Here is a 26,991-nt window from a genome sequence, read left to right on the forward strand (position 1 = left end):
AACAGGTCTGTGTGAGTCCCGTGGGCCGCCCCTGCGAGGATGGAACCGTGACAGGAACCCTTGTACTCGCAGGCACGCCCATCGGGGACATCGCGGACGCACCGCCCCGGCTGACGGCCGAGTTGGCGGGGGCCGACGTCATCGCCGCCGAGGACACGCGGCGGCTGCGGCGGCTGACGCAGGCGCTGGACGTACAGCCGTCCGGGCGGGTCGTCTCGTACTTCGAGGGGAACGAGACCGCGCGTACGCCCGAGCTGGTCGAGGCGCTGGTGGGCGGGGCGCGCGTGCTGCTCGTGACGGACGCCGGGATGCCGTCCGTGTCCGACCCCGGGTACCGGCTGGTCGCCGCCGCCGTGGAGAAGGACATCAAGGTCACGGCCGTCCCCGGGCCCTCCGCGGTGCTCACCGCGCTCGCCCTGTCCGGGCTGCCCGTCGACCGGTTCTGCTTCGAGGGATTCCTGCCGCGGAAGGCCGGCGAGCGGCTGTCGCGGCTGCGGGAGAACGAGCACGAGCGGCGCACGCTCGTCTACTTCGAGGCACCGCACCGCCTCGACGACACCCTCGCCGCGATGGCCGAGGTGTTCGGCGCCGAGCGGCGGGCCGCCGTCTGCCGCGAGCTGACCAAGACGTACGAGGAGGTCAAGCGCGGGCCGCTGGACGAACTCGCCGCCTGGGCCGCCGAAGGAGTGCGCGGCGAGATCACCGTCGTCGTGGAGGGCGCCCCGGTGACCGTCGAGTCGCTCGACGCCGAGGAGCTCGTGCGCAGGGTGCGGGTGCGTGAGGAGGCGGGGGAGCGGCGCAAGGAGGCGATCGCCGCCGTCGCCGCCGACGCGGGCCTGCCCAAGCGCGAGGTCTTCGACGCGGTGGTCGCGTCGAAGAACGCGGCGCACCCGAATCCCTGAGAGCCGGCAGCCACAGGAACCCACGGGTGGACCGCCGCGCCCGAAATCCCGAGCGGGCCGGCGTGCTCGAACCCTTGAGCGGGGCCCCGCTGCCGACCCCATGAGCGGGCAAAGGACGATCGCGAAAAGCAAAGCTCAGACCGTGTTCTGAGGGTGCTCCGACAAGGAAAGGCCAAGACGGCTCCAACACTCGACAGGTCTGGTGCGCTTCGGCCTGCGGAAGCGTCCACTGGTTAAAGGACGCACCCGTCCTCGTCCAGCGGACAAGAGGAGCTGGCATGAGTGAGATCGCAGGTCAGACCGGGCAGATCACTGGAGATCCTGGCCACCGCACCACGGCGACCGACATAGTCCACGAGTCGTACTCCTTCGCCTGCATGCGCTGCGGGCACGGCTGGGAGCAGTCGTACGAGATCGAGCACCACCTCGACGCCGAGGGCACCGAATTCGTCATGTACGTGGCCGACGGCCGGGTCGTGCCGTCGCCGCTGAGCCGGCCCAGCTGTCTGAACTGCGACGGCCATGTCGTCCGCATCATGCGCGCGGGACAGGTCTCCTCGGCGCAGAACTCGCTGCGCCACCCGACGCCCGTACGGCCGAGGAAGGCCCCGGACGCCGAGACGACCCCTGAGACGGCGGAGAACGCGGAGCCGTCGGCGGGCGAGGAGCGCCACCACTGGCACCTCTCCGATCTGCTGCACCCGTTCCACCACCGCAAGGCGAGCTGATCCGATCCTCCGGTCCGCCGCCCGATGCCGGGCCCCACATCCAGCGGCCTCCCCCCGCCTCCCGGACTGTGGGGCCTGGCATCGACCTTCCCGAGGCCCCGGGAGACTTCCCGAAACCTCCCGGGGCCTCGGGAGACATCCCGAGACCTCCCGGGGCCCCCTTCGCCGGATCGGGCTTCGTAGGATCGGGGCATGCCTTCCAACGCCGAAGCCCCGCCCCCGCCGACCCCCCTCCGGGTGCCGGTCGCCGACTCGCACACCCACCTCGACATGCAGTCCGGCACGGTCGAGGAGGGCCTCGCCAAGGCCGCGTCGGTCGGTGTGACCACGGTCGTCCAGGTGGGCTGCGACCTGAAGGGCTCGCGCTGGGCCGCCCGGACCGCGCTCGACCACGAGGCCGTCCATGCGACCGTCGCGCTGCACCCGAACGAGGCCCCCCGGATCGTGCACGGCGACCCGGACGGCTGGTCCCGGCAGGGCGCGCGGCAGCCCGGTGGCGACGGCGCGCTGGACGAGGCGCTCGCCGAGATCGACCGGCTGGCGGCCCTTCCCCAGGTCAAGGGCGTCGGCGAGACCGGCCTCGACTACTTCCGCACCGGCCCCGAGGGCAAGGCCGCCCAGGAGAAGTCGTTCCGCGCGCACATCGAGATCGCCAAGCGGCACGGCAAGGCGCTGGTCATCCACGACCGCGACGCCCACGCCGACGTGCTGCGGGTCCTGAAGGAGGAGGGCGCCCCCGAGCGGACCGTCTTCCACTGCTACTCCGGTGACGCCGCCATGGCGGAGATCTGCGCCCGCGCCGGCTACTACATGTCGTTCGCCGGGAACATGACCTTCAAGAACGCCCAGCCGCTGCGCGACGCCCTCGCCGTGGCCCCGCTCGAACTGGTCCTCGTCGAGACCGACGCGCCCTTCCTGACCCCCGCGCCGTACCGCGGACGGCCCAACGCCCCGTATCTCATTCCGGTCACGGTCCGCGCCATGGCCGCAGTACGGGGTCTGGACGAGGACGCGCTGGCGACGGCGATCTCGGCGAACACTGCCCGTGCGTTCGATTTCTGAGCCGTAACGACAGGGCCCGCTCAAGGGGTCCGGCCGGGGGACCCCCGCGACACAGCGTAGTCGTGATGCTTTGGAGAGTGACGAACGCTCCGCTAGGTTCCTCTGGCCCGATCCGGATCGGATCCCTGGAGCGTGTCGTAGTGAGCAATTCGCAGTACGAGACGTATGGCCCGACGTACGAGATCCCTGAGCCGTACGGTCACGGATACCCGGACACATATCGACCCGGGTACGAGGACGTGGGCGGGGGCGGCGGCGAGTACGCCCCCGACGGGTGGCGCGGGCCGGAGGCTCCGACGCTGCCCCGGCAGGTTCCGCCCACGCTGGAGATGCCCCTGCCCGGTGGCCGCGCCGAAGCCCGGCGGGCCGCCCGGCGGCGCCGGAGCGCCGAGCGGCCCGACATGCGCCGACTGCTGCCCCAGGCGCTGGTCGTGGCCTTCCTCGCGGGCGGCACCACCGCCTTCGTCGCCGACGACAAGGCGATCGAGCTGAACGTCGACGGGAAGCCGCGCACGCTGCACACCTTCGCCGACGACGTCACCGAACTCCTCGCCGACGAGGGCGTCGAGATCGGCGCGCACGACATCGTGGCGCCCGGCCCCGGAGCCGCGCTGACCAGCGGGGACGAGGTGGCCGTGCGGTACGGGCGGCCCGTGCGCCTCACCCTCGACGGGCAGCGCAGCAGGGTGTGGACCACGGCCCACACCGTGGAGGGCGCGTTGCGGGAGTTCGGGGTGCGTTCGGAGGGCGCGTACGTGTCCGTGCCGCGCTCCCGGCTCATCGGGCGGGAGGGGCTCGCGCTCGACGTCCGTACCGAGCGGACCGTGACCGTCATGGCGGACGGGCGGGCACGGACGGTCCGCACGAACGCGGCGACCGTCCGCGAGGTCGTGGCCGACGCCGGGGTCACGCTGCACGGGGAGGACACCACGTCCGTGCCGCCCGGGAGCTTTCCGCGGGACGGGCAGACGGTGACCGTCATGCGGATCACCGCCACGCAGGAGGTCCGCGAGGAGCCGATCCCCTTCGAGGTGCGGCGGACGGAGGACCCCGGGCTGTTCCGGGGGACGGAGGTCGTCGAGCGGGCGGGGCGGGCGGGGCTGCGGCGCGTCACGTACGCCCTTCGTACGGTCAACGGGGTGAAGGAGCGGCCTCGGCGGCTCGGGGCCGAGGTGGTGGAGCTGCCGCAGGAGCAGGTGGTGAAGGTGGGGACCAGGCCCCTTCCTACGACCGTGCAGGGGGCGGACGGGCTCAACTGGCAGGGGTTGGCGCACTGTGAGTCGGGCGGGCGGCCCGGGGCGGTCGACGCCTCCGGCACGTACGGGGGGCTGTACCAGTTCGACACCCAGACCTGGCGGAGTCTCGGCGGGGCCGGGCGCCCTCAGGATGCGCCTGCGGCGGAGCAGACGTTCCGTGCGAAGAAGTTGTATGTGCGGCGGGGGGCCAGTCCTTGGCCGCATTGTGGGGGGCGGCTGTAGGGGGAGGGCATTTCCTCGCCCCCGCCGCCCCTACCCATTCCCGTCCCTGACTCAGGGGCTACGCCCCCGAACCCCCAAAAGACTGCGCAGTTCCCCGCGCCCCTGGGTTTTCAGGGGCGCGGGGAACTGCGCAGTCCAGCAACAGCCGACCTCCACCCGACAACCCACCTCACGGGGTCTGGGGCGGAGCCCCAGGGGACGGGAACGGGTAGGGGCGGCGGGGGCGAAAAACATTCGGACGCCATCCCACCCGTACCCTTGGGGCGTGAGCAGCCCCACCTCCGACGCCCTCCTGGGTCCCGCCGACATCCGCGAGCTCGCGGAAGCCCTCGGCGTACGACCCACCAAGCAGCGCGGCCAGAACTTCGTCATCGACGCCAACACCGTGCGCCGCATCGTGAGGACCGCAGGAGTCCGCCCCGAGGACGTGGTCGTCGAGGTCGGCCCGGGCCTCGGCTCCCTGACCCTCGCCCTGCTGGAGGCCGCCGACCGCGTCATCGCCGTCGAGATCGACGACGTCCTCGCGAGCGCGCTCCCCGCGACGATCACCGCCCGCATGCCGACCCGCGCGAACCGCTTCGCGCTCGTCCACTCCGACGCCATGCAGGTGACCGAGCTCCCCGGCCCCGCGCCCACGGCCCTCGTCGCGAACCTCCCCTACAACGTCGCCGTCCCGGTGCTCCTGCACATGCTCGACACCTTCCCCACCATCGAGCGCACGCTCGTGATGGTCCAGGCGGAGGTCGCCGACCGCCTCGCCGCCCCGCCCGGCTCGAAGGTCTACGGCGTGCCGTCCGTGAAGGCGAACTGGTACGCCGACGTCAGGCGGGCCGGTTCCATCGGCCGCAACGTCTTCTGGCCCGCCCCGAACGTCGACAGCGGGCTCGTCTCGCTGGTGCGGCGCGAGGAGCCGGTGAAGACGACCGCGTCCAAGCGCGAGGTCTTCGCCGTCGTGGACGCGGCCTTCGCCCAGCGGCGCAAGACCCTGCGGGCCGCGCTCGCCGGCTGGGCCGGTTCCGCCCCGGCCGCCGAGGCCGCCCTCGTCGCGGCGGGCGTCTCGCCCCAGGCGCGCGGCGAGTCCCTGACGGTGGAAGAGTTCGCACGGATCGCGGAGAGCAAGCAGTGAGCGTGACGGGCACGACGAGCGTGACGGTACGGGTCCCCGCCAAGGTCAATGTGCAGCTCGCCGTCGGCGGCGCCCGCCCCGACGGGTTCCACGACCTGGCCAACGTCTTCCTCGCGGTCGGCCTCTACGACGAGGTCACCGTGACCCCGGCGGACACCCTCCGCGTGACCTGCGAGGGGCCCGACGCCTCCCAAGTGCCCCTGGACCGTACGAACCTGGCGGCCCGCGCGGTGGAGAAGCTCGCCGCGAGGACCGGGCGCGAGGCCCGTGTGCACATCCACATCGCCAAGGACATCCCCGTCGCCGGGGGCATGGCGGGCGGGTCCGCCGACGGCGCGGGCGCGCTCCTCGCGTGCGACACCCTCTGGGGTACGGGGGCATCTCGCGACGAACTCCTCGACATCTGCGCCGAGTTGGGCAGTGACGTGCCGTTCAGCCTGGTCGGCGGTGCGGCGCTCGGGACCGGGCGGGGCGAGAAGCTGCGGGTCCTGGAGGCCGGCGGGACCTTCCACTGGGTGTTCGCCGTCGCCGACGGCGGGTTGTCGACGCCGGCCGTGTACGGGGAGTTCGACCGCCTCAACGAAGGGGTGGAGGTGCCTGAGCCGGTTGCCTCCGACGGACTGCTCGGGGCGTTGGCCAAGGGTGACTCCACGGCTCTCGCCGCCGCCCTCTCCAACGACCTTCAGGCCGCCGCGTTGTCCCTCCGGCCCTCGCTGGCCCTGACGCTGGCCGCCGGTACCTCCGCCGGGGCGCTGGCCGCGCTGGTGTCGGGGTCCGGGCCGACGACCGCGTTCCTCGTGCGTGACGCCGAGGCTGCGGTGAAGGTCGCGGACGCGCTCGTCGCTTCCGGGACGTGCCGCAACGCCCGTGTCGCCGCGGGGCCCGTGCCGGGGGCCGTCGTGGTCTGACGGTCGCTGCGGCAAGTGCCGCCGCCGTTGGCTTGAAAGGGACCCTGGGAAACCGCTTATACAAAGGGAATTACCGGTTTCAGGCTTGCCTGTGTGGGCCGTGTGGAGGTAGTCGGCGGATTCCGCCTGGCCCGGTCGCTTGCATATAAATGCAGGTCAAGTGTTATGCAGGTCACCGTAGTTCAATTCCCTTCTATCTCCCGGCTGGCCCCCTTTCGTCCTGGTCCGCCACTCATCTCGGGCTGGCATTATCGGCCGCCTCCGGTGTCTTGTTACCGGCGGTACTTCCGTGCGTGCGGTCAGGCCGTACGGCGGGCGAGAGGGGTTTCCCCATGGGTCACATGGACCACTTCAGCGCCGGATGGGTCACTCCCGTCCTGTCCTTCGCGATGGCCTGCGTCGGCGCGGCACTCGGACTGCGGTGCACGGTCAGGGCACTTGAGGCGGACGGCGCCTCCAAGCGGAACTGGCTGCTGCTGGCCTCGGTCGCCATCGGCTCCGGGATCTGGACCATGCACTTCGTCGCGATGCTCGGCTTCGGCGTCGACGGCACGCCGATCCGCTACGACGTCCCGCTGACCGTGCTGAGCCTGGTCGTCGCCGTGGTCGTCGTCGGCGCGGGCGTGTTCACCGCCGGCTACGGCCGTTCGCGCGTGCGTGCCGTGCTGCTCGGCGGGCTCGGCACCGGCCTCGGCGTCGCGGCCATGCACTACATCGGCATGGCGGCACTCAACCTGCACGGCACGGTCCGGTACGACCCGGCCCTGGTCATCGCCTCCGTCGCGATCGCCGTCGTCGCCGCGACCGCCGCGCTCACGCTCAGCCTCGTCGTACGCGGGCCGGTCGTCGCCACCGTGGCCGCCCTCGTGATGGGCCTCGCGGTCAGCAGCATGCACTACACCGCCATGTACGCCGTGAGCATCTCCCTCGCGCCGAGCAGCGCGGCCCTGGCCGGCGCCACCGCCACGGAGTTCATCTTCCCCCTCGCCGTCGTCCTCGGCTCCTTCCTCTTCCTGGCCTCCGCGTACGTCGCGCTCTCCCCGACCGGCAAGCGCGCCGAGTCCGCCGTGGCCGCCGAACTCCTGCGCCAGGTGGAGCTCTCCACCGCCTGAGCCGGCCGCCGGGGCGGGCGACCGCAACCGCCCCCGGGCCGGCCGCGCCCCACGTCCCGCCCCTCCCTGAACGAGGTGTCCCCATGCGTGTCCGACGCACGCCCGACCGGTTGCGCCCCCGATCGGTCAGAGCCAAGATCGTCTCCCTGCTCATGCTCCCCATCGTGTCTCTGATGGCCCTGTGGGGCTTCGCCGCGGTGACCACCGCCGCCAGCATCGGCGCCACCGAGCGGGCCAAGGAGGTCAACGCCGAACTCCTCGTCCCCGTCGACGGGTTCGTCACCGCCGTACAGGCCGAGCGGACCGCCGCCCTGCGGTACGCCGCCACCCCCGGCAAGGGCGACCCCGCCGAACTGCGCGCCGCCGGCCGGACCTCCGACGCCGCCGCCAAGAAGCTCCTCGCCGGCGCCAACGCCAGCAGCGCCGACGCCGGACTGCTCGACTCCGCGCTGCCCGGGCGCATCGACCGCCTGGAGACCGACGCGGAAGGCCTCGCCACGCTGCGTGCCGAGGCCTCCGGCGACGGCACGAAGACCACGGACCTCCACACGGCGTACTCCACGACGATCGAGCACGCCTTCGCCGTCTCCGGCGCGCTCACCGGCGAGGAGCGCACGAGCTCCGCCTCCGAGGCCCGGGTCGTCCTCGAACTCGCCCGTGCCCGCGAGGCGTTGGCCCAGGAACAGGCGATCCTCGCCGCCGGCCGGGCCGCCGGAACGCTCACCAAGGACCAGTACGCGCTGTTCGTCGGCGCCGTCGCCACCCAGCGCCAACTGCTCGCGCCCGCCGTCGCCGATCTCCGGCCCGGACACCGGGCCGCGTACAACACCGTTCTGCAGAGCGGGAGTTACGAAAGCCTCCAGGCCATCGAGAACCGGGTGCGCAGCGCCGGGCCCGGCGCCTCGGCCGTGTCGGCGGGCTTCCTCACCCAGTGGGACGGCTCCGCGAAGTCCGTCCTGGACGGGCTGGCCGAGGCCGAGAAGAGCGCCGGAACGGCCGCCGTCTCGCAGGCCAACGCCTTCGGCTGGGACACGCTCGGCGCCTCCGGCGTCGCCGTCGCCCTGGGCCTCGTCGGCGTACTGCTCTCGCTGCTCGTCTCCGTACTCGTCGGACGCGGACTCATCGTCGAACTCCTCGACCTGCGCAACTCCGCCCTCGAAGTGGCCGGCCGCCGACTGCCGCAGGCCATGCGGCGGCTGCACGCCGGGCAGGGCGTCGACATCGACGCCGAGGCACCCATGCGGCGCCTCGCCGGCGGCGAACTCGCCCAGGTCGGCACCGCCCTCACCGCCGTCCAGCGGGCCGCCCTCAAGGCCGCCTCCGAACGCGCCGAACTCCTCAGCGGCATCTCCGGCGTGTACGTCAGCATCGCGCGCCGCAGCCAGGTCCTGCTGCACCGCCAGCTCGATCTGCTGGACGGGATGGAACAGCGCCAGCGCGATCCGGCCGAGCTCCAGGACCTGTACCGGATCGACTACCTCGCCACCCGGATGCGGCGGCACTCCGAGAGCCTGCTCATCCTGTCCGGCATCGCGCCCGGGCGCGGGTGGCGCGATCCGATCCCGCTGTCGGAGGTGCTGCGCGCCGCCGTCGCGGAGATCGAGAACGCCTCCCGCGTACGGATCTGGGCCACGCCCCGCGTCTCCGTCGCGGGCGGGTCGGTCGCCGACGTCATCCATCTTCTCGCCGAGCTCGTCGAGAACGCCTCCGCCTTCTCGCCGCCCAGCACGCAGGTGCAGCTGCGGGCCGCGCGGGTGCGGGGCGGGCTGCTCATCGAGGTCGAGGACAGCGGCTTCGGTATGAAGGAGGACGCGATGGCCGAGGCCAACCGGAAGATCCGGTCCGAGAAGGTCGATCTGCTGGACGCCAAGCAGATCGGGCTGATCGTGGTGAACCGGCTGGCCGAGCGGCAGGGGGTGAGTGTCGAGCTGCGGTCCTCCGGGAGCGGGGGTGTCACGGCGGCCGTGCTCATCCCGGAGAACCTCGTCCGGGACGACATGCCTGTGCATGACCGGGCTCTGGCCGAGTCGGGGGCCGGGGGGCGTTCGCTGGCGCCGGCCTCTGCGCTCGTGCCGCCCCAGCGGAGGCAGTAGGCGTTCTGATGCCAGGGCGTGTGTCGTCTGCGGGTGGGATGTGGCTGGGTGCGCCCACGCGGCGGAGCCGCAAATGTCACAGCCTCGCGCCCCTGAAGGGCTGAGGGAGCCGCCGACTGGACGCGCGGAAGGATCAACCTTTCGGGCGACTACCCTGGAAGGTCGATCGATCCCCCTTGTCAGGAGTGCGATGGCCGTCAATCTGGTCAATGTCGAGGCAGTCAGCAAGGTGTACGGAACCCGTGCGCTGCTCGACGGAGTCTCCCTCGGCGTGTCCGAGGGCGACCGGATCGGGGTGGTCGGCCGCAACGGTGACGGCAAGACCACACTGATCCGGATGCTCGCCAAGCTGGAGGAGGCCGACACCGGGCGGGTCACGCACTCGGGCGGCCTGCACCTCGGTGTGCTCACCCAGCACGACTCCCTCGACCCCGAGGCCACCGTCCGCCACGAGGTCATCCGGGACATGGCTGACCACGAGTGGGCGGGCAACGCCAAGATCAGGGACGTACTCACCGGGCTGTTCGGCGGGCTCGACCTGCCGGGCTTCCCGCAGGGGCTCGACACCGTGATCGGACCGCTCTCCGGCGGTGAGCGGCGGCGGATCGCGCTGGCCAAGCTGCTCATCGAGGAGCAGGACCTGATCATCCTCGACGAGCCCACCAACCACCTGGACGTGGAAGGGATCTCCTGGCTCGCCCAGCATCTGAGCCGGCGCCGGTCCGCGCTCGTCTGCGTCACCCACGACCGGTGGTTCCTCGACCAGGTCTGCACGAGCATGTGGGACGTGCAGAAGGGCGATGTCTACGAGTACGAGGGCGGCTACACCGACTACGTCTTCGCCCGGGCCGAGCGGGAGCGGATCGCCGCCACCGAGGAGGTCAAGCGGCAGAACCTCGTCCGCAAGGAGCTGGCCTGGCTGCGGCGCGGGGCGCCCGCCCGTACGTCCAAGCCGCGCTTCCGTGTCGAGGCCGCCAACGAGCTGATCGCCGATGTGCCGCCGCCCCGGGACAGCAGCGAGCTGATGAAGTTCGCCTCGACCCGGCTCGGCAAGACCGTCTTCGACCTGAAGGACGTCACCGTCCAGGCCGGGCCCAAGGTGCTCCTCAAGCACCTGACCTGGCAGCTCGGACCGGGCGACCGGATCGGTCTCGTCGGTGTGAACGGCGCGGGCAAGACCTCCCTGCTGCGGGCCATGAGGGACGCCGCGCTCTCCGAGGGCGAGACACAGCCCGCCGCCGGACGGGTCGCGGTCGGCAAGACCGTCAAGCTCGCCTACCTCTCCCAGGAGGTCGCCGAGCTCGACCCGACCCTTCGGGTGCTCCAGGCCGTCCAGGCCGTGCGCGACCGCGTGGACCTCGGCAAGGGCCGCGAGATGACCGCGGGCCAGCTCTGCGAGACCTTCGGCTTCAACAAGGAGAAGCAGTGGACGCCGGTCGGGGACCTGAGCGGCGGTGAGCGCCGGCGTCTGCAGTTGCTGCGGCTGCTGATGGACGAGCCGAACGTCCTCTTCCTCGACGAGCCGACGAACGACCTCGACATCGAGACCCTCACGCAGCTGGAGGACGTCCTCGACGGCTGGCCCGGTTCGATGATCGTGATCTCCCACGACCGGTTCTTCATCGAGCGCACGACGGACCGGGTGTTCGCGCTCCTCGGCGACGCGACGCTGCGGATGCTCCCGCGCGGGATCGACGAGTACCTGGAGCGGCGCCACAAGATGGAGGAGGCCGCGGCGGCCTCGGCCCCGGCGCCCGTCCAGTCGGCCGAGAAGTCCGGTGTGTCCGCCGCGGACGCCCGCGCCGCGAAGAAGGAACTCCAGAAGATCGAGCGGCAGCTGGACAAGATCTCCGACAAGGAGAGCCGGCTGCACACCCAAATCGCCGACAACGCCACGGACTTCGGGAAGGTGGCGAAAATGGACGCCGACCTGCGCGAACTGGCCACCGAGCGCGAGGAGTTGGAAATGCGGTGGCTGGAGCTCGCAGACGAGGCGTGAAGGCTCCGTGAAGGAGCATAACGAGGGCATCACGGGCCGGTCCTCCCTTGGGAACAGGGGAGGAACCGGCCCCTTGTTCGAGCGCGTCATGGTGATAGAAAGAGCCGTCCGAGAACACTCTTGGGCAGTCTGACAACCACTGTGAGTGCATCGCCTACTGCGGTGCGTACTGCAGGGCATGGCTAAAAATCAGTGAAGAGGGGGAACGCGCTGATGACTCAGCCGCCCAACCAGCCGCCGCAGGGCGGGTTCGGAGCGCCGCAGGACCAGCCGCCGCAGGGACAGCCGCCACAGGGTGGCTTCGGTCCGCCGCAGGCGCCGCCTGGAGCCACGCCTCCGCCGCCCGCCCAGCCGCCGGGGACTCCGCCGCCTCCGCAGGGCGCGCCGGGGACCCCGCCGCAGCCCGGTTACGGATACCCGCAGCAGCCCGGCCCCTACGCCCAGCCGGGTCCGTACGGCCAGCAGCCGGGGCCGTACACCCAGCCGGGTCCGTACGGTCAGCCGCAGCAGCCGGGGCCGTACGGCCAGCCCGGATACGGGTATCCGCAGCAGCCGCAGTTCCCGGGTGCGCCCGGGACACCGCCGGGCGGTGGCTCCCGCAACCCCTTCAAGGGCAAGCCCGCGGTGATCATCGGGGCGGCGCTGGCCGCGGCGCTCGTCATCGGTGGCACCGTGTGGGCCGTCTCCAGCAGCGGTGACGACTCCAAGAAGGAGCCCGTCGCCGACAAGAGCCAGGACGGCAAGGCCTCCGCCTCGGACGCCCCGGTCAACCCCGGTGACGGCAACGGCGACGGCAACGAGGGCAGCGAGGACCTCAACGAGGGCCGCCAGGCGGGCGAGTCGAAGGTGCTCTGGTACAAGGAGGCGCCCGACGCGCCCGGTTCCGGCGCCGAGGCCCCCGGCCTGTGGGTCACCGACAAGGTCGCCGTGAAGGCCGCCTACAAGCAGGTCTTCGCCTACAACGTCGACGACGGCAAGGTCAGTTGGCCCGCGGTCTCCTTCCCGGAGAAGATCTGCGCGGTGTCCCCGCAGAAGACGTCCGACGACAAGGTCTTCGTGGCGTACAAGGAAGGCACCAAGGACACCGCCGAGTGCAACCAGGTCGTCGAACTCGACCTCGCCACCGGCAAGAAGGGCTGGACGAAGGAGATCCCGGAAGGTGACCTCTTCGACAGCGCCCTGAGCCTCAGCCTGAACATCGTCGGCGACACGCTGATGGTCGGCCGCTCCATGTCCGGCGTCGGCTACGACGTGACCAGCGGCGACAAGCTCTACGACAAGAAGAAGTACGGCGCCTCCTGCTTCCCGTCGGCGTTCACCGGCGGCGACAAGCTGCTCGCCGTCTCGTCCTGCGGGGCCGGCGGCGACGACGAGCACGACGAGGTGCAGGAACTCGACCCGTCCACCGGCAAGGCCAAGTGGACCAAGAAGTTCCCCAAGGGCTGGCGCGTGGAGCGGACCTACTCCGTCGACCCCGTCGTCATCTACCTCACCAACGCCGACAAGAAGCAGTGGAACGTCACTGCGCTGAAGAACGACGGCTCGGTCCGCTCGGAGGTCGACGTCGACGAGTCGTTCGCGCCCGAGTGCGGCTGGGCGATCCTCTCGCGCGACCTCCAGGGCTGCGGGGGTGTCGCGGCCGACGCGAACACCCTCTACCTGCCGACCGAGGCGAAGAGCGGCGCCAACGAGATCGTCGCCATCAGCCTGGAGAGCGGCAAGGAGAGGTGGCGGGTCAAGTCCCCGGCGGACGAGTCGATGATGCCGATGAAGCTGGACGGCGCGAACCTGATCGCCTACGTGCAGCCCTCGTACGACGCGGGCGGGCGGGTCGTCTCCATCCCGACCGGCGGCGGCTCGCACACGCCCAAGAAGCTCCTGCAGAACCCGCAGGGCACCGCGGACATCGAGGACGGCTTCTTCTCGAAGGCCGTCGACTACGTGGACGGGCGCTTCTACCTCTCCACCACTCGCCTGACGGGCAACGACGAGTCCAAGGAGAAGCTGATGCTGGCCTTCGGCAAATGACCGGGCCGGCTCTCCCGCACGGCCAGCACGGCCCGCACGGCCTGTACGCCCTGCCCGCTCGTCCCGTCCGGCCGGACCACGGCCACCAGACCTTCGTCCCCTTCGTATCCGAGGTACACACGTCATGAGTCAGCCGCCGCCCCCGCCGCCCAACCAGCCGCCCCAGGGAGGCGGTTTCGGCGCCCCGCAGGACCCGCCTCCGGGTGGCTTCGGCGCGCCCACCCCGCCGCCGGCCACTCCACCCGCCGGGCCCCCGCAGCAGCCGCAGCCGGGCTACGGCTACCCGCAGGCACCGGGCCAGGCACCGCAGACCCCGCCCCCGGCCGGGCCCCCGTCGGCCCCGCCGCAGCAGCCGTACGGCTACCCGCAGGCGCCCGGCGCGCCCCAGGGAGCCCCGCAGACGCCGCCGACCCAGCCGGGCTACGGCTACCCCGGTCAGCAGCAGCCCGGTTACGGCTACCCGGGCCAGCAGCCCCAGTACGGCTACCAGCAGCCGGGCACCTTGCCGATGCAGCCGCAGGCTCCGTCGGGCGGGCGCAAGGTCAACCCGCAGGTGGCGATCATCGTCTCGGCCGTCGTGGCGATCGCGCTCATCGTCGGCGGCGGTGTCTGGTACGCGAACTCGTCCGGCAAGAGCGACGACAAGGACACCTCCGCGGGCCCCGGCGGCACCGAGGGCAAGGACGACAACAACGGCGGCGACGACGTGGGCGGAGGTGGCGGCAGCACGGAGAAGGTGCCCTCCAGCACCAGCGCCAAGGTCCTCTTCCAGCTGCCCGCGGCGGAGGTCCCCAAGAAGGACGTCTGGAGCGTCGCCGGCTCCTGGCTGACCGACAAGGTGTACGCCAAGTCCGGCCCCAGCGAGGTTGTCGGCTACGACCCGGACACCGGCAAGGAGTCCTGGACGCTGCCGCTGACGGGTCTGACGTGCGCCGGTTCCCCCGAGGTCACCAAGGACGGCGTCGCCGTGGTGGTCGCCGAGGACGCCAAGCGCACCAAGGCGAACCCCTACCCGGAGTGCACCGAGGTCACCGCGTTCAGCCTGAACACCGGCGAGGCGCTCTGGACGAAGTCCGTGGCCCCCAACGGCGGTGAGAAGGCCGCGTTCAAGGAAGTCAGCATCACCGGCACCACGGTCGCGGCCGGCTCCGGCCTCAACGGCGGCGCCGCCTTCGACATCAGCAACGGCAAGATCCTCTGGCAGCCGAAGGTCGGCACCTGCGAGGACGTCGGCTACGCGGGCGGCGAGCAGCTCGTCGCGGTCCGCAAGTGCGGCGACTACGGCAACGAGAAGTACGAGGTCCAGCTCCTGGACCCGAAGGCCGGCACCGTCAAGTGGAGCTACAAGCTCCCCGCGGGCATCGACAACGCCAAGGTCATCTCCACCAAGCCGGTCGTCTTCGGCGTGGACTCCGGCGAGATCACCGCGTCCGGCGCGACGGACGTCTTCTCGCTGGACGAGAGCGGCAAGCTGCGCACCAAGATCACGCTCGAGGACGGCAAGTACGAGCACGACTGCGGTGTGAACAAGATCCACAACTGCCGGTCCATCGCGGTCGGCAACGACCGGCTGTACGTGCCGACCAAGCAGCACGAGGGCGCCGAGCAGTACTCCCGGGTCAACGAGATCGTGTCCTTCTCGCTGGCCACCGGCAAGCCCACGAGCGACCGGGCCGACGCGGGCGACGGCTACGAGATCCTGCCGATCCGGATGGACGGCGGCAACGTCCTCGCGTACAAGAACGGCCCGTACGACAAGGGTTCCCAGGTCGTCTCCCTGGACGGCAAGACCTTCAAGGAGACCAAGCTCCTGGAGACCCCGGCCGAGGCCCAGGTCCGCAGCGCGATCAGCAGCATCGTCCCGAGCAGCTCGGAGATGCGGTACACCGCCGGCCGGCTCTTCATGGCCCAGGAGCTGATCAGCGCGCCGTACTCCGCGGACGACAAGGAGTATGCGGCGATCGGCTTCGGCGCCAAGTAGGCACATGGGCGTCCGGCGGCTGCCCGAGGTCTTCGAGGGATCTCGGGCAGGCCGTACGCCGATCAGACGTTCGCCTGTCGATCACGACTCCGTCCCTGCTCAGGGGCGGGGTCGTTCTCGTACGGCCCATCGCTCGCGAATGCGAGGAATTTCGGAAATCCGGGGCACTTCTCTCCAGTAGGGGAAGCGCAACGTCGAACAAGCGTGTAGCTTCCGGGGGATGGAGAGCCGGGGGGCTCCTATCCATGGGGTACCAGTGGGGATCCTGGGGGGACTGGGGGGTTGGGCTCGATGGGAGTGCGGCTCATGGTGGTCGACGACCACCGACTGCTCGCCGAGGCGTTGGCCTCGGCCTTGAAGCTGCGCGGGCACCGCGTGCTGGCCGCGGCGGCGCCCGCGGCGGGAGCGGCGGAGCTGGTGATCACAAGGGCGCCGGAGGTGTGCCTGATCGGCACGGCGACGCCCGCGGAACCGGGCATATTCGACCCGGTGGTGAGGATCAAGCGGGAGCGCCCGCAGGTCGCGGTGCTGGTCCTCGGACCGGTGCCCAATCCGCGCGGAATCGCCGCCGCGTTCGCCGCCGGGGCGTCCGGATACGTACGGCACGACGAGCGGATAGAGGGTGTCGAGCGGGCCATCATGAAGGCCCGGGCGGGGGAGGCGGCCGTGGCGCCGCAGCTTCTGCAGGGCGCCTTCAGCGAACTGCTCAACCCGGCCGCGCAGCCCGACGACGAGGGCCAGCGGCTCCTCCAGATGCTGACGCCGAGAGAGGTCGAGGTGCTGGTGAGGGTGGCCGACGGCGAGGACACGCGGCTCATCGCGGCGGGCATGGGCATAGCTCCGAGCACCGCGCGGACCCACGTACAGCGCGTACTGATGAAGCTGGGCGTCGGCTCCCGGCTGGAGGCGGCGGCGCTCGCCGCCCGTACGGGGCTGCTGGACCGCGCGGGGCCGATTCCGCACCCGGTGTCGGACGCGGGGTCCGAGGTCTAGGCCCGGTCCCGGTACACGTGTGGGGGCCGGAGTCGCGTGCCGCGGCTCCGGCCCCGTACCCGCGCCCGCCGTGCCCGGCGGTTATTCGGTGGGTCGCTCGGTGTCCAGGTCCGGTGTGGGCGGTGCCGTCGGGCGCAGCCACAGCCAGGCCAGGAAGAACAGGCCGAGCGCCAGCATGCCGAGGCCCGTCCAGAGGTTGATGTTGACGTCCTGGGCCTTGGCGATGTCGGCGTCGGACTCGGTGATGCCGGCGATCGTGACGATGATCCCGTAGACGACGAACAGGCCGCCGATGATGCGGCGGATGTCGAACAGGCGGGCCGCGGTGGCGGACTTGCCCTGCAGTTCGGTGACTTCGCGCTGGAGGTCGCGGTCGGAATAGCCAGAGTGCTCGGACATGGGTGATCAGGCCTCCGGTCGTCAGAAGGAGAAGGGGATGTAGCAGGCGGCGGCCAGGATGATCGCGCCCCAGCCGAGCAGCGCCGGCTTGCGGTACCAGGCGTCGTCGCCCTTGGCCGGCGGCTCCTCCATGCCGGGCGAGCTGGTCCCGTACACCAGGCCCTGGAGTTCCTCCGCGGGCTTCGGCGCGGTGAAGAGCGAGACGGCGAACATGACCACCGCGCCGGCCACGAACCCGGCGATCGCCGAGACGAAGTTGGCGCCCTGGTCGGAGGGGATGCCGATGATGTCCTGCTTGTAGAGGACGAAGTAGTTGATCATCGCGGCCGTGGTGCCCGCGAGCAGCCCCCAGAAGCCGGACTTCATGGACGCGCGCTTCCAGAACATGCCGATGATGAAGACGACGAACATCGGCACGTTGAAGAAGGAGAACAGCGTCTGGAGGTAGCTCATGATGTTCGAGAAGGAGGAGGCGAGGAACGCCGTCCCGATCGACGCCATGACGCCGACCGCCGTGATGAGGCGGCCGAAGCGCACGTAGTACGTGTCCTCCTCGTCGCGCTTCACGTACTTCTGCCAGATGTCCGTGGTGAAGACGGTGTTGAAGGACGAGATGTTGGCCGCCATGCCCGCCATGAAGGCAGCCAGCAGACCGGTCACCGCGATGCCGAGGACACCGTTGGGGAGCAGGTCCTCCATCAGGTACGGGATCGCGTCGTTGTACTGGAGATCTGACCCGGAGGTCCCGATCTTCGGTACGAGCACGGCCGCGACGAGACCCGGGATCATCACCAGGAAGACGATGAAGATCTTCGGGAACGCGGCGATGAGCGGGGTGCGCTGGGCCGCGGAGAGGTTCTTGGCGGACAGGGCGCGCTGCACCTCGGCGAAGTTGGTCGTCCAGTAGCCGAAGGACAGCACGAAGCCGAGGCCGAGCACGATGGTGAGCCAGTTGGCGCCGAGCGGGTTGTCGCTGCCGATGCCGGTGCCGCCCCACGCGGTGGTGAAGTCGGCGCCGTGGGACGCGGTCAGTGAGTCGGTGAGGCCGTCCCAGCCGCCGACCTTCTTCAGCCCGAGCACCGAGAGCGGGATCAGCGCGGCGAGGATCACGAAGAACTGCAGCACCTCGTTGTAGATCGCGGACGACAGACCGCCGAGGGTGATGTAGCCGAGCACGAAGAAGCCCGCGACGACGATCGACACCCACTGCGGCCAGCCGAGCAGCGCCTCGACGACGATCGCGAGCGCGTAGAGGTTCACCCCGGCGATGAGGATCGCGGCGAACGCGAACAGGATCGAGCTGAGCAGATGCGCCCCCCTGTCGAAGCGCAGCAGCAGGAACTCGGGGACGGACCTGACCTTCGAGCCGTAGTAGAAGGGCATCATCACCAGGCCCAGGAAGACCATGGCGGGGATGGCGCCGATCCAGTACCAGTGCACGGTGTAGACGCCGTACTGGGCGCTGTTGGCGGCCATGCCGAGGATCTCGGTCGCGCCCAGGTTGGCGGCGATGAACGCCAGACCGGTCACCCAGGCGGGCAGCGAACGCCCGGACAGGAAGAAGTCGAGGCTGGTCTTCACCGACCGGCGGGCCGCGAAGCCGATGCCGAGCACGACGACGAAGTAGATCGCCAGGATCGTGTAGTCGAGCCAGTTGGTGGGGAGCCGCAGCTCGGCCGCCAGGTGCACGGGCGACGTGGGGGCCGGATATGTGGGAGCTGGATATGTGGGGGTCTGCATTCAGCACTCACTTCACTTCACTTTGGTGTTCTTTGTTTGGTTGTGGTGATGACTGGCGTGGGGATTTGTGGTTTGATGTGTTTGCTTCTGTTGAATGCTTTGATCGGGTACGGATGGGGAGTCCGGCGTGAAGAAGACCTCGACCCGGCTGGCCGACGGTCGTGAGCTCATCTACTACGACTCGCGCGACGACACGGTGCGCGACGCGGTGGACCGGCGCCCGCTCGACCGGACGGTCACCACATCGGAGGTACGCCGCGACCCGCTGCTCGGCGACGCGGTGGCCATCGCCTCCCACCGGCAGGGGCGTACGTACCACCCGCCGGCCGACGAATGCCCGCTCTGCCCCTCCGAGGGCGACCGGCTGAGCGAGATCCCGGACTCCTCGTACGACGTGGCGGTCTTCGAGAACCGCTTTCCGTCGCTGGCCGGGGACTCCGGTCGCTGCGAGGTGGTCTGCTTCACCTCGGACCACGACGCGTCCTTCGCGGATCTGACCGAGGAGCAGGCCGGTCTGGTCCTGGAGGCGTGGACCGACCGCACGGCCGAGCTGTCGCATCTCCCCTCCGTGGAGCAGGTGTTCTGTTTCGAGAACCGCGGCGCCGAGATCGGCGTGACGCTCGGACATCCGCACGGGCAGATCTACGCGTACCCCTTCACGACGCCTCGAACGGCCTTGATGCTGCGGTCACTTGCGGCACACAAGGAGGGGACGGGCGGCGAGAACCTCTTCGACGCCGTGCTGGAGAAGGAACTGGCCGGTGAGCGGATCGTGCTGGAGACCGAGCACTGGGTGGCCTTCGTGCCGTTCGCCGCGCACTGGCCGTACGAGGTGCACCTCTACCCGCGACGCCGCGTGCCGGACCTGCTCGGGCTCGACGAGGAGGCGCGCACAGAGTTCCCCAAGGTCTATCTGGAACTGTTGAGGCGCTTCGACCGGATCTTCGGCGAGGGTGAACCGCGGACGCCGTACATCTCGGCCTGGCACCAGGCGCCGTTCGGCACGCTGGAGGAGTTCGACGGTGTGGTGCGGGACGACTTCGCGCTCCACCTCGAGCTTTTCACCATCCGCCGCACTTCCGGCAAGCTGAAATTCCTCGCGGGTTCCGAGTCCGGCATGAGTGTGTTCATCAACGACGTGCCGCCGGAGGCCGCGGCCCAGCGACTGCGAGAGGTAGCGAGTTCATGAGTGGGAAGTACCTGGTCACCGGCGGTGCGGGCTATGTGGGCAGCGTGGTCGCCCAGCATCTGCTGGAGGCGGGCCACGAGGTGACCGTCCTCGACAACCTCTCCACCGGCTTCCGCGAGGGCGTCCCGGCGGGCGCCGAGTTCATCGAGGGCGACATCCGCGACGCCGCCAAGTGGCTGGACTCCTCGTTCGACGCCGTGCTGCACTTCGCCGCGTTCTCGCAGGTCGGCGAGTCGGTCGTGAAGCCCGAGAAGTACTGGGACAACAACGTCGGCGGCACGATGGCCCTGCTGGCCGCCATGCGCTCGGCGGGCGTCCGCAAGCTGGTCTTCTCCTCCACGGCGGCGACCTACGGCGAGCCGGAGACCACCCCGATCGTCGAGTCCGCCCCGACGTCCCCGACCAACCCGTACGGCGCCTCCAAGCTCGCCGTCGACCACATGATCACCGGCGAGGCGGCCGCGCACGGCCTCGCGGCGGTGTCGCTGCGCTACTTCAACGTGGCGGGCGCGTACGGCACCTGCGGCGAGCGGCACGACCCCGAGTCGCACCTGATCCCGCTGGTCCTCCAGGTCGCCCAGGGCCGCCGCGACGCCATCTCCGTCTACGGCGACGACTACCCGACGCCCGACGGCACCTGCATCCGCGACTACATCCACGTCGCGGACCTGGCGGAGGCCCACCTGCTGGCCGTCGCCGCGGCGCAGCCGGGCGAGCACCTGATCTGCAACCTCGGCAACGGCAACGGCTTCTCGGTCCGCGAGGTCGTCGAGACCGTCCGTCAGGTGACCGGACACCCGATCCCCGAGGTCGCGGCCCCGCGCCGCGCCGGTGACCCGGCGGTCCTCGTCGCCTCCGCGGCCACGGCCCGCGAACGGCTCGGCTGGAACCCGTCCCGCGCGGATCTCGCGGGGATCGTCGCGGACGCGTGGGAGTTCGCGCAGAACATCGCGAAGCAGGGCGTCACCAAGTCGAAGGAGAGCTAGTGGGGGCACAGCAGGCAGCAGAAGGTCAGGTGGCGGAAGGCTTCGAGGCGCTCTACGGGGCTGCCCCCGAGGGCGTCTGGGCGGCGCCCGGCCGGGTCAACCTGATCGGCGAGTACACGGACTTCAACGAGGGCTTCGTGATGCCGCTCGCGCTGCCGCACACCGCGGTGGCGGCGGTCTCGCGCCGCGACGACGGCGTGCTGCGCCTGCACTCGGCCGACATCGAGGGCCCGGTCGTCGAACTGCACGTCGACGAGCTGGCGCCGCTGACGAACACGAGCTGGGCCGCCTATCCGGCGGGTGTCGTCTGGGTCCTGCGCGAGGCCGGTCACGCCGTCACCGGCGCGGACATCCACCTCGCCTCCACGGTCCCGACGGGCGCCGGTCTGTCGTCCTCGGCCGCGCTGGAGGTCGTCACGGCCCTGGCGCTGAACGACCTGTTCGACCTGGGCCTGTCCGGGCCCGAGCTGGCCCGGGTCTCCCAGCGCGCGGAGAACGACTTCGTGGGCGTGCCCTGCGGAATCATGGACCAGACGGCGTCCGCCTGCTCCACCGAGGGCCACGCCCTCCACCTCGACTGCCGTGACCTCTCCATCCGCCAGGTCCCCTTCGACCTGCCCGCCCACGGGCTGCGGCTCCTCGTCGTCGACACCCGCGTGAAGCATGCGCTGGGCGACGGGGAGTACGCGGAGCGGCGGGAGGGGTGCGAGGAGGGGGCGCGGCTGCTCGGCGTCCCGTTCCTGCGGGACGTTCGGTACGAGGACCTGGAGGCGTCCCTCGCGCGTCTGTCGGACGAGCGGGTTCGTCGCTACGTACGCCATGTCGTGTCCGACGACCACCGTGTCGATGAGGTCATCGCCCTGCTGGACGCGGGGGACGTGCGTGGCATCGGGCCGATCCTCACGTCCGGGCACGCTTCCTTGCGCGACGATCTGCGGATCTCCTGCCCGGAGCTGGACCTCGTGGTCGCTACGGCGAACGAGGCCGGGGCGCTTGGCGCTCGCATGACGGGGGGCGGTTTCGGCGGTTCGGCGATCGTCCTGGTGGAGTCCGCCGACGCCGACACGATCACCAAGGCGATCGAGGAGTCCTTCGCGGCGGCGGGCTTCACGGCACCGAGGGTGTTCCCGGCGGTGCCTTCGGAGGGTGCCCGCCGGGTGAGCTGACCTGGGGTTTCTCGCCCCCGCCGCCCCTACCCATTCCCGTCCCTTACTCAGGGGCTCCGCTCCCGAACCCCCGCTCCTCAGACGCCGGAGGGGCTAAAGATTTCGAGGCCCGGGCTGACACATTCAGCCCGTCCGGCGTTTGAGGACGAGCGCGTTCAGCGCGAAAGCGGGGGTCTGGGGGCGGAGTCCCCAGAAGGGATGGGACGGGTAGGGGCGGCGGGGGCGAAGAAATGGGTGGTCAGGGGAGGGGTTTTGTCAGGGTGTATTCCGTGATTCCGGGGGGATAGTTCGGGATCTCGCAGACGACTTCGTAGCCCTGCTTGCGGTAGAAGGCCGGGGCCTGGAAGTCCCACGTCTCCAGGCGCGAGCTGCGGCAACCGCGGGACGTACGGGCCAGATGTTCCGCGTGGGACAGAAGGTGCGAGCCGAGCCCCGCACCACGGTGACGCTCGTCGACCCAGAGATACGTGACGTGCAGCCACCCCGCCCACGTGTGCCCGACCAGACCCCCCGCCACCCCACCGGCCGGATCCAACGCCCACACCTGGAGCGGAACTTCCCGTTCACCAGGGGTTCCGCGCAGAGAACGCAGCACAGGAGACGCAGCCATGTTCGCGTCCCGTAGCCGTGAACGCAGGAATTGACTACGCTCTTTGTCGACTTCTGTCTCAATACGAAACATACGGCTCACCATAAACGCGCTGGCCAATCAGTTCTGCAAATCACCTTCCGCTCCTGCTGCCCGGCCGTACTCTGATGAGCAGCACCGGTGGGGGCCGGTGCTGATCAGGGGGCGAGACAGTCGGGTACGACGCCCGGAGTGGGGGTAGCAGTCCAGCACGGCGGCGGCCGTGCGGCTGCGGCACCCCGTTTTCCGAGCGGAGGAGTTCGGGATCTCCGGGCGCCGTACTCGCGCCGGCCGTCCCCCGAGCAGTGGGGGTTTCAGTGGTTCGCATCCGTGTCCTGGTCGTCGACGACCACCGTATCTTCGCCGAGTCGCTCGCCGCCGCACTGGCCGCCGAGCCCGATGTGGACGTCTCCGCGGCCGGCAGCGGTCCCGCCGCGCTGCGCTGCCTGGAGCGGGCGGCGGCCGAGGGCCGCAGATTCGACGTGCTCCTCGTCGACGCCGACCTGGGCGGGAACGTGCCGGGCGCCCGCCCTGCCGTACCCGTCCACGACAACAACGAAGAGGGCCTGGTCGACGGCATCTCGCTGGTCGCGGGCGTCCGTTCGGGCCAGCCCACCGTCCGTACGGTCGTGCTCGCCGAGAAGGACGACCCGCGTCGCGCGGCGCTCGCCCTGCAGGCCGGTGCCTCGGGCTGGGTCGCCAAGGACTGCTCGCTGTCCCGGCTGCTCACCGTCATCCGGGGCGTGCTCCGGGACGAGACGCATCTGCCGCCCGCGCTGCTCACCGGCGTGCTGCGCGAGCTGACCGCCGCGCGGAAACACCGTACGGAGAGCGAGCGGCTGGTGGAGTCGCTGACTCCGCGGGAGCGGGAAGTGCTGCGGTGCATGGTCGCGGGGCTGGGGCGCAAGGCCGTCGCCGAGCGGCTGTTCCTCTCGCCGCACACCGTCCGTACGCACATGCAGAACGTGCTGGGGAAGCTCGGTGTGCACTCGACCCTCGCCGCCGTGGCGCTCGCGCGCCGGGCCGGGGTCGGCCCCGTCGACCTAGCCGGGGATGTTGTCGAACGGGGCGGTCAGCTGGCGTAGCAGCCCGGCGAGTTCGCCGCGCTGGGCCCTGCTGAGTTCCGCCAGGATCGCGCGCTCCTGGTCGAGGAGTCCGGCCAGTGCCTGGTCCGCTCGGTCGCGGCCGTCCTCGGTGAGGCGTACGAGTACGCCTCGGCGGTCGCTGGGGTCGGGGAGGCGCTCGACGAGGCCCTTTTTTGCGAGCCGGTCGATGCGGTTCGTCATCGTGCCCGAGGTGACGAGTGTCTGGGTGAGCAGTTGGCCGGGGGAGAGTTGGTACGGGGTGCCCGCGCGCCTCAGCGCCGTCAGGACGTCGAACTCCCAGGGTTCCAGGGCGTGCTCGGCGAACGCGATCCTGCGTGCGCGGTCCAGATGCCTGGCGAGCCTGCTCACGCGGCTGAGTACCTCGAGCGGTTCCACGTCGAGGTCAGGGCGCTCCCGGCGCCACGCAGCGACCAGCCGATCGACCTCGTCCTCCATGGCGATCAGTGTAGTGGTTGTGTCGACATGAAGTCTCTTGATGTGAAGTCTCTTGACGTCGAGATAGTTCGGGTGTGAGGCTGGAGTTCCGTCGGGATGTCGGGACGTCGGGTGCGGCGTCGTCGATCGTGACTTCGAGGAGGCCCTCATGCCCGCCACCACCAGCCCCACCTGGGACCCGGGCCAGTATCTGCGCCACGCGGAACATCGCGCCCGGCCCTTCGCCGAGCTTCTCGCCCGGGTGCCGGCGCTGCCCGGCGAGCCGGCCCGGGTCGCCGATCTGGGGTGCGGGCCCGGCAATGTCACCGTCCAGCTCGCCGAGCGGTGGCCGGGCGCGTACATCACGGGGTACGACAACTCCGCGGAGATGCTGGCCAGGACGGTCGAGCATGCCGGGCCCACGGCGGGGGGTGGGCGGCTGGACTTCGCCCACGCGGACCTCACGGACTGGGCGCCGACGGAGACGTACGACCTGATCGTCTCGAATGCGGCGCTGCAGTGGGTGCCGGGGCATCTGGATGCCTTCCCCGGCTGGCTCGATGCGGTGGCCTCCGGCGGGACCTTCGCCTTTCAGGTCCCGAACAACATCGATGCGCCTCTGCATGTGCTGATGCGTGAGCTCGCCGCGTCGGCTCGGTGGAAGGGGCGCCTGGATGGCGTCCTTCGCGACACGGACTCCGTGCATCCGCCGCTCCTGTATCTGGACCGGCTGGCCCGTCTGGGGTGCGCGGTGGATGTCTGGGAGACCACCTATATGCAGCTCCTGGAGGGGGAGGACGCGGTACTCGACTGGTCCAAGGGCACGGGGTTGCGGCCCGCCCTCACCGCCCTCGCGGATGATCCGGAGGCTCGGGACGCCTTCGTGGGGGAGTACCGCGACCTGCTCCGCAAGGCCTATCCGACGGCTCCGTACGGGACGGTTCTTCCGTTTCGGCGGCTGTTCGTGGTTGCTCGGAAGAGGTAGGCGCCTGCGCGTCGTGGGTGGCGGGGCCGTGACGGTATGTCCAGCCCGCCGCGGCGGGGCGTACTGCCCGGCGTAGTCGGGTGGGCGTTTCCAGCGGGAGCCGTATGCGGCGGGCTGAACATACCGACACGACCCCGCCTGGTTGTACGGCCGGTGCGGCACGGTTGTGGGTTGCCGGGGCACCGGCTGTTTTGGGGCGCGGTCGGCCTTCCCCGCTCGGCCGCAGGTGAGCTGTAGCCCTGGCTACGACTTTCGGCGCCCTATCAGGCGCGGCTTCGCTTCCAGGCCGTCCAGGCCGTGCCAGGCCAGGTTTACGAGGTGGGCTGCTACCTCGGCTTTTTTGGGGCGGCGGACGTCGAGCCACCATTGGCCGGTTAGGGCGACCATGCCGACCAGGGCCTGGGCGTAGAGGGGGGCGAGTTTTGGGTCGAAGCCTCGGCGTTTGAACTCGCGGCCCAGGATGTCCTCCACCTGTGTCGCGATGTCCGAGATCAGGGATGCGAAGGAGCCGGTGGACTGGGGGATGGGGGAGTCGCGGACCAGGATGCGGAAGCCGTCCGTGTACTCCTCGATGTAGTCGAGGAGGGCGAAGGCTGCTTGTTCGCAGAGCTCGCGTGGATGGCCTGCCGTTAGTGAGCTTGTTACGCCGTCCAGTAGGCGGCGCATCTCGCGGTCCACCACTACTGCGTACAGGCCCTCCTTGCCGCCGAAGTGCTCGTAGACCACCGGTTTGGAGACGCCGGCCTTGGCCGCGATCTCCTCCACCGATGTCGCCTCGAAGCCCTTCTGGGCGAAGAGGGTGCGGCCGATCTCCAGCAACTGGGCCCGCCGCTCCGCACCGGTCATCCGGGTGCGGCGGGCGCGCCGCGGCTTTTCATTGCTGGGTGTGCTGGAGTCGGCCACGCCGTCAATCATGCCGCGTCGGCGGCCTCCGCCTTGCGTCGGGAGCCCTTCCCGTCCGGGTTGCGGCGGGAATCGATACGTGAGCGTGACGGCCAGCGCACGTCGTACGCCCAGCCGAGCATTTCGAACCAGCGGATCAGGCGGGCCGAGGAGTCCACCTGGCCGCGCTCCACGCCGTGCCTGGCCGAGGTCGGGTCCGCGTGGTGGAGGTTGTGCCAGGACTCGCCGCAGGAGAGGACCGCCAGCCACCACACGTTGCCCGAGCGGTCACGCGACTTGAAGGGGCGCTTGCCCACCGCGTGGCAGATCGAGTTGATCGACCAGGTGACGTGGTGCAGCAGCGCCACCCGGACGAGCGAGCCCCAGAAGAAGCCCGTGAACGCGCCCCACCAGGACATCGTCACCAGGCCGCCGATCAGGGCGGGGAGTGTCAGGGACAGTCCCGCCCACAGGAGGAACTGGCGCGAGATCGTGCGGATCGCCTTGTCCTTGATCAGGTCCGGCGCGTACTTGTCCTGCGGTGTCTGCTCCTCGTCGAACATCCAGGCGATGTGGGCCCACCACAGGCCCTTCATCAGTGCCGGGACCGTCTCCCCGAAGCGCCACGGCGAGTGGGGGTCGCCCTCGGCGTCGGAGAACTTGTGGTGCTTGCGGTGGTCGGCCACCCAGCGGACCAGCGGGCCCTCGACGGCCATCGAGCCCGCGATCGCGAGGGCGATGCGCAGGGGGCGCTTCGCCTTGAAGGCGCCGTGCGTGAAGTAGCGGTGGAAGCCGATCGTGATGCCGTGGCAGCCGAGGTAGTAGAAGAAGACCAGCAGGCCGAGGTCGAGCCAGCTCACGCCCCAGCCCCAGGCCAGCGGCACCGCCGCGAGGACCGCGAGGAAGGGGACGGTGATGAAGAGGAGAAGGGTGATCTGCTCGATCGAGCGCTTCTGCTCGCCGCCCAGCGTGGCGGAGCGGAGTGCGGTGTCGTCGTTGTTCGCCTCGGGGGCGTCATCGATCACATCGGAACTCGTGGTCATGGGAGCGTCCCCTGTGGGGTCGAGGGTTGTGAGAGTGGCCGGT

The 26,991-nt window shown here is 70.5% G+C and carries 23 protein-coding genes; 17 read left to right on the forward strand and 6 right to left on the reverse strand.

Annotated features, from left to right (window positions below; translation table 11 throughout):
- The first annotated feature begins 47 nt into the window (after positions 1-47).
- From rsmI to ACN20J_RS29410, 12 genes are all read left to right on the forward strand, one after another.
- Positions 48-902, forward strand: coding sequence for a 16S rRNA (cytidine(1402)-2'-O)-methyltransferase (gene rsmI / locus ACN20J_RS29355; RefSeq protein WP_419667192.1), 855 nt, complete (start codon positions 48-50; stop codon positions 900-902).
- Positions 903-1,180: 278 nt separating this feature from the next.
- Positions 1,181-1,630, forward strand: a complete 450-nt coding sequence (locus ACN20J_RS29360; protein WP_189837086.1) for a hypothetical protein — start codon at positions 1,181-1,183, stop codon at positions 1,628-1,630.
- Between the two features lie 192 nt (positions 1,631-1,822).
- Positions 1,823-2,692: a TatD family hydrolase gene (locus tag ACN20J_RS29365; protein WP_361901031.1), complete on the forward strand. Its 870-nt coding sequence runs from the start codon at positions 1,823-1,825 to the stop codon at positions 2,690-2,692.
- A gap of 140 nt (positions 2,693-2,832) precedes the next feature.
- Entirely contained in the window at positions 2,833-4,170 is a 1,338-nt protein-coding gene (locus tag ACN20J_RS29370) for a ubiquitin-like domain-containing protein (protein WP_419667193.1), read from the forward strand.
- A 265-nt stretch (positions 4,171-4,435) separates the two neighbouring features.
- Positions 4,436-5,296: a 16S rRNA (adenine(1518)-N(6)/adenine(1519)-N(6))-dimethyltransferase RsmA gene (gene rsmA / locus ACN20J_RS29375; protein WP_364198352.1), complete on the forward strand. Its 861-nt coding sequence runs from the start codon at positions 4,436-4,438 to the stop codon at positions 5,294-5,296.
- Positions 5,297-5,298: 2 nt separating this feature from the next.
- Positions 5,299-6,204 (forward strand): 4-(cytidine 5'-diphospho)-2-C-methyl-D-erythritol kinase, encoded by a 906-nt coding sequence (locus ACN20J_RS29380; protein ID WP_419667194.1) that lies wholly within the window; start codon positions 5,299-5,301, stop codon positions 6,202-6,204.
- A gap of 332 nt (positions 6,205-6,536) precedes the next feature.
- Positions 6,537-7,316: an MHYT domain-containing protein gene (locus ACN20J_RS29385; protein WP_419667195.1), complete on the forward strand. Its 780-nt coding sequence runs from the start codon at positions 6,537-6,539 to the stop codon at positions 7,314-7,316.
- Between the two features lie 83 nt (positions 7,317-7,399).
- The gene (locus ACN20J_RS29390) at positions 7,400-9,409 is read left to right on the forward strand and encodes a nitrate- and nitrite sensing domain-containing protein (protein ID WP_419667196.1); all 2,010 of its coding nucleotides are present in this window, start codon (positions 7,400-7,402) and stop codon (positions 9,407-9,409) included.
- A gap of 190 nt (positions 9,410-9,599) precedes the next feature.
- Positions 9,600-11,408, forward strand: a complete 1,809-nt coding sequence (locus ACN20J_RS29395; protein ID WP_189837092.1) for an ABC-F family ATP-binding cassette domain-containing protein — start codon at positions 9,600-9,602, stop codon at positions 11,406-11,408.
- Between the two features lie 213 nt (positions 11,409-11,621).
- The gene (locus ACN20J_RS29400; protein WP_419667197.1) at positions 11,622-13,436 is read left to right on the forward strand and encodes a PQQ-binding-like beta-propeller repeat protein; all 1,815 of its coding nucleotides are present in this window, start codon (positions 11,622-11,624) and stop codon (positions 13,434-13,436) included.
- Positions 13,437-13,560: 124 nt separating this feature from the next.
- Positions 13,561-15,417, forward strand: coding sequence for a PQQ-binding-like beta-propeller repeat protein (locus tag ACN20J_RS29405; protein ID WP_419667198.1), 1,857 nt, complete (start codon positions 13,561-13,563; stop codon positions 15,415-15,417).
- A 291-nt stretch (positions 15,418-15,708) separates the two neighbouring features.
- Positions 15,709-16,410, forward strand: coding sequence for a helix-turn-helix transcriptional regulator (locus ACN20J_RS29410; protein ID WP_063997372.1), 702 nt, complete (start codon positions 15,709-15,711; stop codon positions 16,408-16,410).
- Between the two features lie 81 nt (positions 16,411-16,491).
- Here the strand turns inward: ACN20J_RS29410 and ACN20J_RS29415 are convergent, their stop codons facing one another.
- The gene (locus ACN20J_RS29415) at positions 16,492-16,809 is read right to left on the reverse strand and encodes a hypothetical protein (protein ID WP_419667199.1); all 318 of its coding nucleotides are present in this window, start codon (positions 16,807-16,809) and stop codon (positions 16,492-16,494) included.
- A 21-nt stretch (positions 16,810-16,830) separates the two neighbouring features.
- Positions 16,831-18,549 carry a sodium:solute symporter family protein gene (locus ACN20J_RS29420; protein ID WP_190229135.1) on the reverse strand — a complete coding sequence of 573 codons (1,719 nt, stop codon included), beginning with the start codon at positions 18,547-18,549 and terminating at the stop codon, positions 16,831-16,833.
- A 127-nt stretch (positions 18,550-18,676) separates the two neighbouring features.
- On the opposite strand from ACN20J_RS29420, the gene galT reads away from it, so the two are divergent.
- From galT to galK, 3 genes are read left to right on the forward strand one after another with little or no spacing between them, the layout of a single operon-like run.
- Entirely contained in the window at positions 18,677-19,738 is a 1,062-nt protein-coding gene (gene galT / locus ACN20J_RS29425) for a galactose-1-phosphate uridylyltransferase (RefSeq protein ID WP_189837097.1), read from the forward strand.
- Positions 19,735-20,724, forward strand: coding sequence for a UDP-glucose 4-epimerase GalE (galE, locus tag ACN20J_RS29430; RefSeq protein WP_190229136.1), 990 nt, complete (start codon positions 19,735-19,737; stop codon positions 20,722-20,724). The genes galT and galE overlap by 4 nt, the downstream gene beginning before the upstream one ends.
- Positions 20,724-21,890, forward strand: a complete 1,167-nt coding sequence (galK, locus tag ACN20J_RS29435; RefSeq protein WP_361901379.1) for a galactokinase — start codon at positions 20,724-20,726, stop codon at positions 21,888-21,890. The genes galE and galK overlap by 1 nt, the downstream gene beginning before the upstream one ends.
- A gap of 238 nt (positions 21,891-22,128) precedes the next feature.
- On the opposite strand, the gene ACN20J_RS29440 is transcribed toward galK, so the two are convergent.
- Entirely contained in the window at positions 22,129-22,584 is a 456-nt protein-coding gene (locus ACN20J_RS29440; RefSeq protein ID WP_419668984.1) for a GNAT family N-acetyltransferase, read from the reverse strand.
- A gap of 251 nt (positions 22,585-22,835) precedes the next feature.
- Here ACN20J_RS29440 and ACN20J_RS29445 point away from each other — a divergent pair, with 251 nt between their 5' ends.
- Positions 22,836-23,603, forward strand: coding sequence for a LuxR C-terminal-related transcriptional regulator (locus ACN20J_RS29445; protein WP_055617965.1), 768 nt, complete (start codon positions 22,836-22,838; stop codon positions 23,601-23,603).
- Here ACN20J_RS29445 and ACN20J_RS29450 read toward each other — a convergent pair.
- Positions 23,562-24,059: a MarR family winged helix-turn-helix transcriptional regulator gene (locus ACN20J_RS29450; protein ID WP_055617964.1), complete on the reverse strand. Its 498-nt coding sequence runs from the start codon at positions 24,057-24,059 to the stop codon at positions 23,562-23,564. The two genes, ACN20J_RS29445 and ACN20J_RS29450, sit on opposite strands and share 42 nt — an antisense overlap.
- Before the next feature lie 148 nt (positions 24,060-24,207).
- Between ACN20J_RS29450 and ACN20J_RS29455 the strand changes: the two genes are divergently transcribed.
- Positions 24,208-25,023 (forward strand): trans-aconitate 2-methyltransferase, encoded by an 816-nt coding sequence (locus tag ACN20J_RS29455; RefSeq protein WP_190229137.1) that lies wholly within the window; start codon positions 24,208-24,210, stop codon positions 25,021-25,023.
- A gap of 243 nt (positions 25,024-25,266) precedes the next feature.
- Here ACN20J_RS29455 and ACN20J_RS29460 read toward each other — a convergent pair whose 3' ends face one another.
- Together ACN20J_RS29460 and ACN20J_RS29465 are read right to left on the reverse strand one after the other, a co-directional pair.
- Positions 25,267-25,938 carry a TetR/AcrR family transcriptional regulator gene (locus ACN20J_RS29460; protein WP_055617961.1) on the reverse strand — a complete coding sequence of 224 codons (672 nt, stop codon included), beginning with the start codon at positions 25,936-25,938 and terminating at the stop codon, positions 25,267-25,269.
- Positions 25,935-26,948 carry an acyl-CoA desaturase gene (locus ACN20J_RS29465; RefSeq protein WP_190229138.1) on the reverse strand — a complete coding sequence of 338 codons (1,014 nt, stop codon included), beginning with the start codon at positions 26,946-26,948 and terminating at the stop codon, positions 25,935-25,937. Before ACN20J_RS29465 ends, ACN20J_RS29460 begins: the two co-directional genes overlap by 4 nt.
- Positions 26,949-26,991 lie beyond the last annotated feature (43 nt).

Source organism: Streptomyces sp. 2-1, assembly GCF_048564895.1.
Lineage (GTDB): Bacteria > Actinomycetota > Actinomycetes > Streptomycetales > Streptomycetaceae > Streptomyces > Streptomyces phaeochromogenes.

Bases quoted from the DNA above. Each gene is read 5' to 3' on its own strand.
- ACN20J_RS29360 (WP_189837086.1), top strand. From the start codon at position 1,181: ATGAGTGAGATCGCAGGTCAGACCGGGCAGATCACTGGAGATCCTGGC.
- ACN20J_RS29365 (WP_361901031.1), top strand. From the start codon at position 1,823: ATGCCTTCCAACGCCGAAGCCCCGCCCCCGCCGACCCCCCTCCGGGTG.
- ACN20J_RS29385 (WP_419667195.1), top strand. From the start codon at position 6,537: ATGGGTCACATGGACCACTTCAGCGCCGGATGGGTCACTCCCGTCCTG.
- ACN20J_RS29390 (WP_419667196.1), top strand. From the start codon at position 7,400: ATGCGTGTCCGACGCACGCCCGACCGGTTGCGCCCCCGATCGGTCAGA.
- ACN20J_RS29395 (WP_189837092.1), top strand. From the start codon at position 9,600: ATGGCCGTCAATCTGGTCAATGTCGAGGCAGTCAGCAAGGTGTACGGA.
- ACN20J_RS29400 (WP_419667197.1), top strand. From the start codon at position 11,622: ATGACTCAGCCGCCCAACCAGCCGCCGCAGGGCGGGTTCGGAGCGCCG.
- ACN20J_RS29405 (WP_419667198.1), top strand. From the start codon at position 13,561: ATGAGTCAGCCGCCGCCCCCGCCGCCCAACCAGCCGCCCCAGGGAGGC.
- ACN20J_RS29410 (WP_063997372.1), top strand. From the start codon at position 15,709: ATGGGAGTGCGGCTCATGGTGGTCGACGACCACCGACTGCTCGCCGAG.
- ACN20J_RS29415 (WP_419667199.1), bottom strand. From the start codon at position 16,809: ATGTCCGAGCACTCTGGCTATTCCGACCGCGACCTCCAGCGCGAAGTC.
- ACN20J_RS29420 (WP_190229135.1), bottom strand. From the start codon at position 18,549: ATGCAGACCCCCACATATCCAGCTCCCACATATCCGGCCCCCACGTCG.
- galE (WP_190229136.1), top strand. From the start codon at position 19,735: ATGAGTGGGAAGTACCTGGTCACCGGCGGTGCGGGCTATGTGGGCAGC.
- ACN20J_RS29440 (WP_419668984.1), bottom strand. From the start codon at position 22,584: ATGGTGAGCCGTATGTTTCGTATTGAGACAGAAGTCGACAAAGAGCGT.
- ACN20J_RS29450 (WP_055617964.1), bottom strand. From the start codon at position 24,059: ATGGAGGACGAGGTCGATCGGCTGGTCGCTGCGTGGCGCCGGGAGCGC.
- ACN20J_RS29455 (WP_190229137.1), top strand. From the start codon at position 24,208: ATGCCCGCCACCACCAGCCCCACCTGGGACCCGGGCCAGTATCTGCGC.
- ACN20J_RS29460 (WP_055617961.1), bottom strand. From the start codon at position 25,938: ATGATTGACGGCGTGGCCGACTCCAGCACACCCAGCAATGAAAAGCCG.
- ACN20J_RS29465 (WP_190229138.1), bottom strand. From the start codon at position 26,948: ATGACCACGAGTTCCGATGTGATCGATGACGCCCCCGAGGCGAACAAC.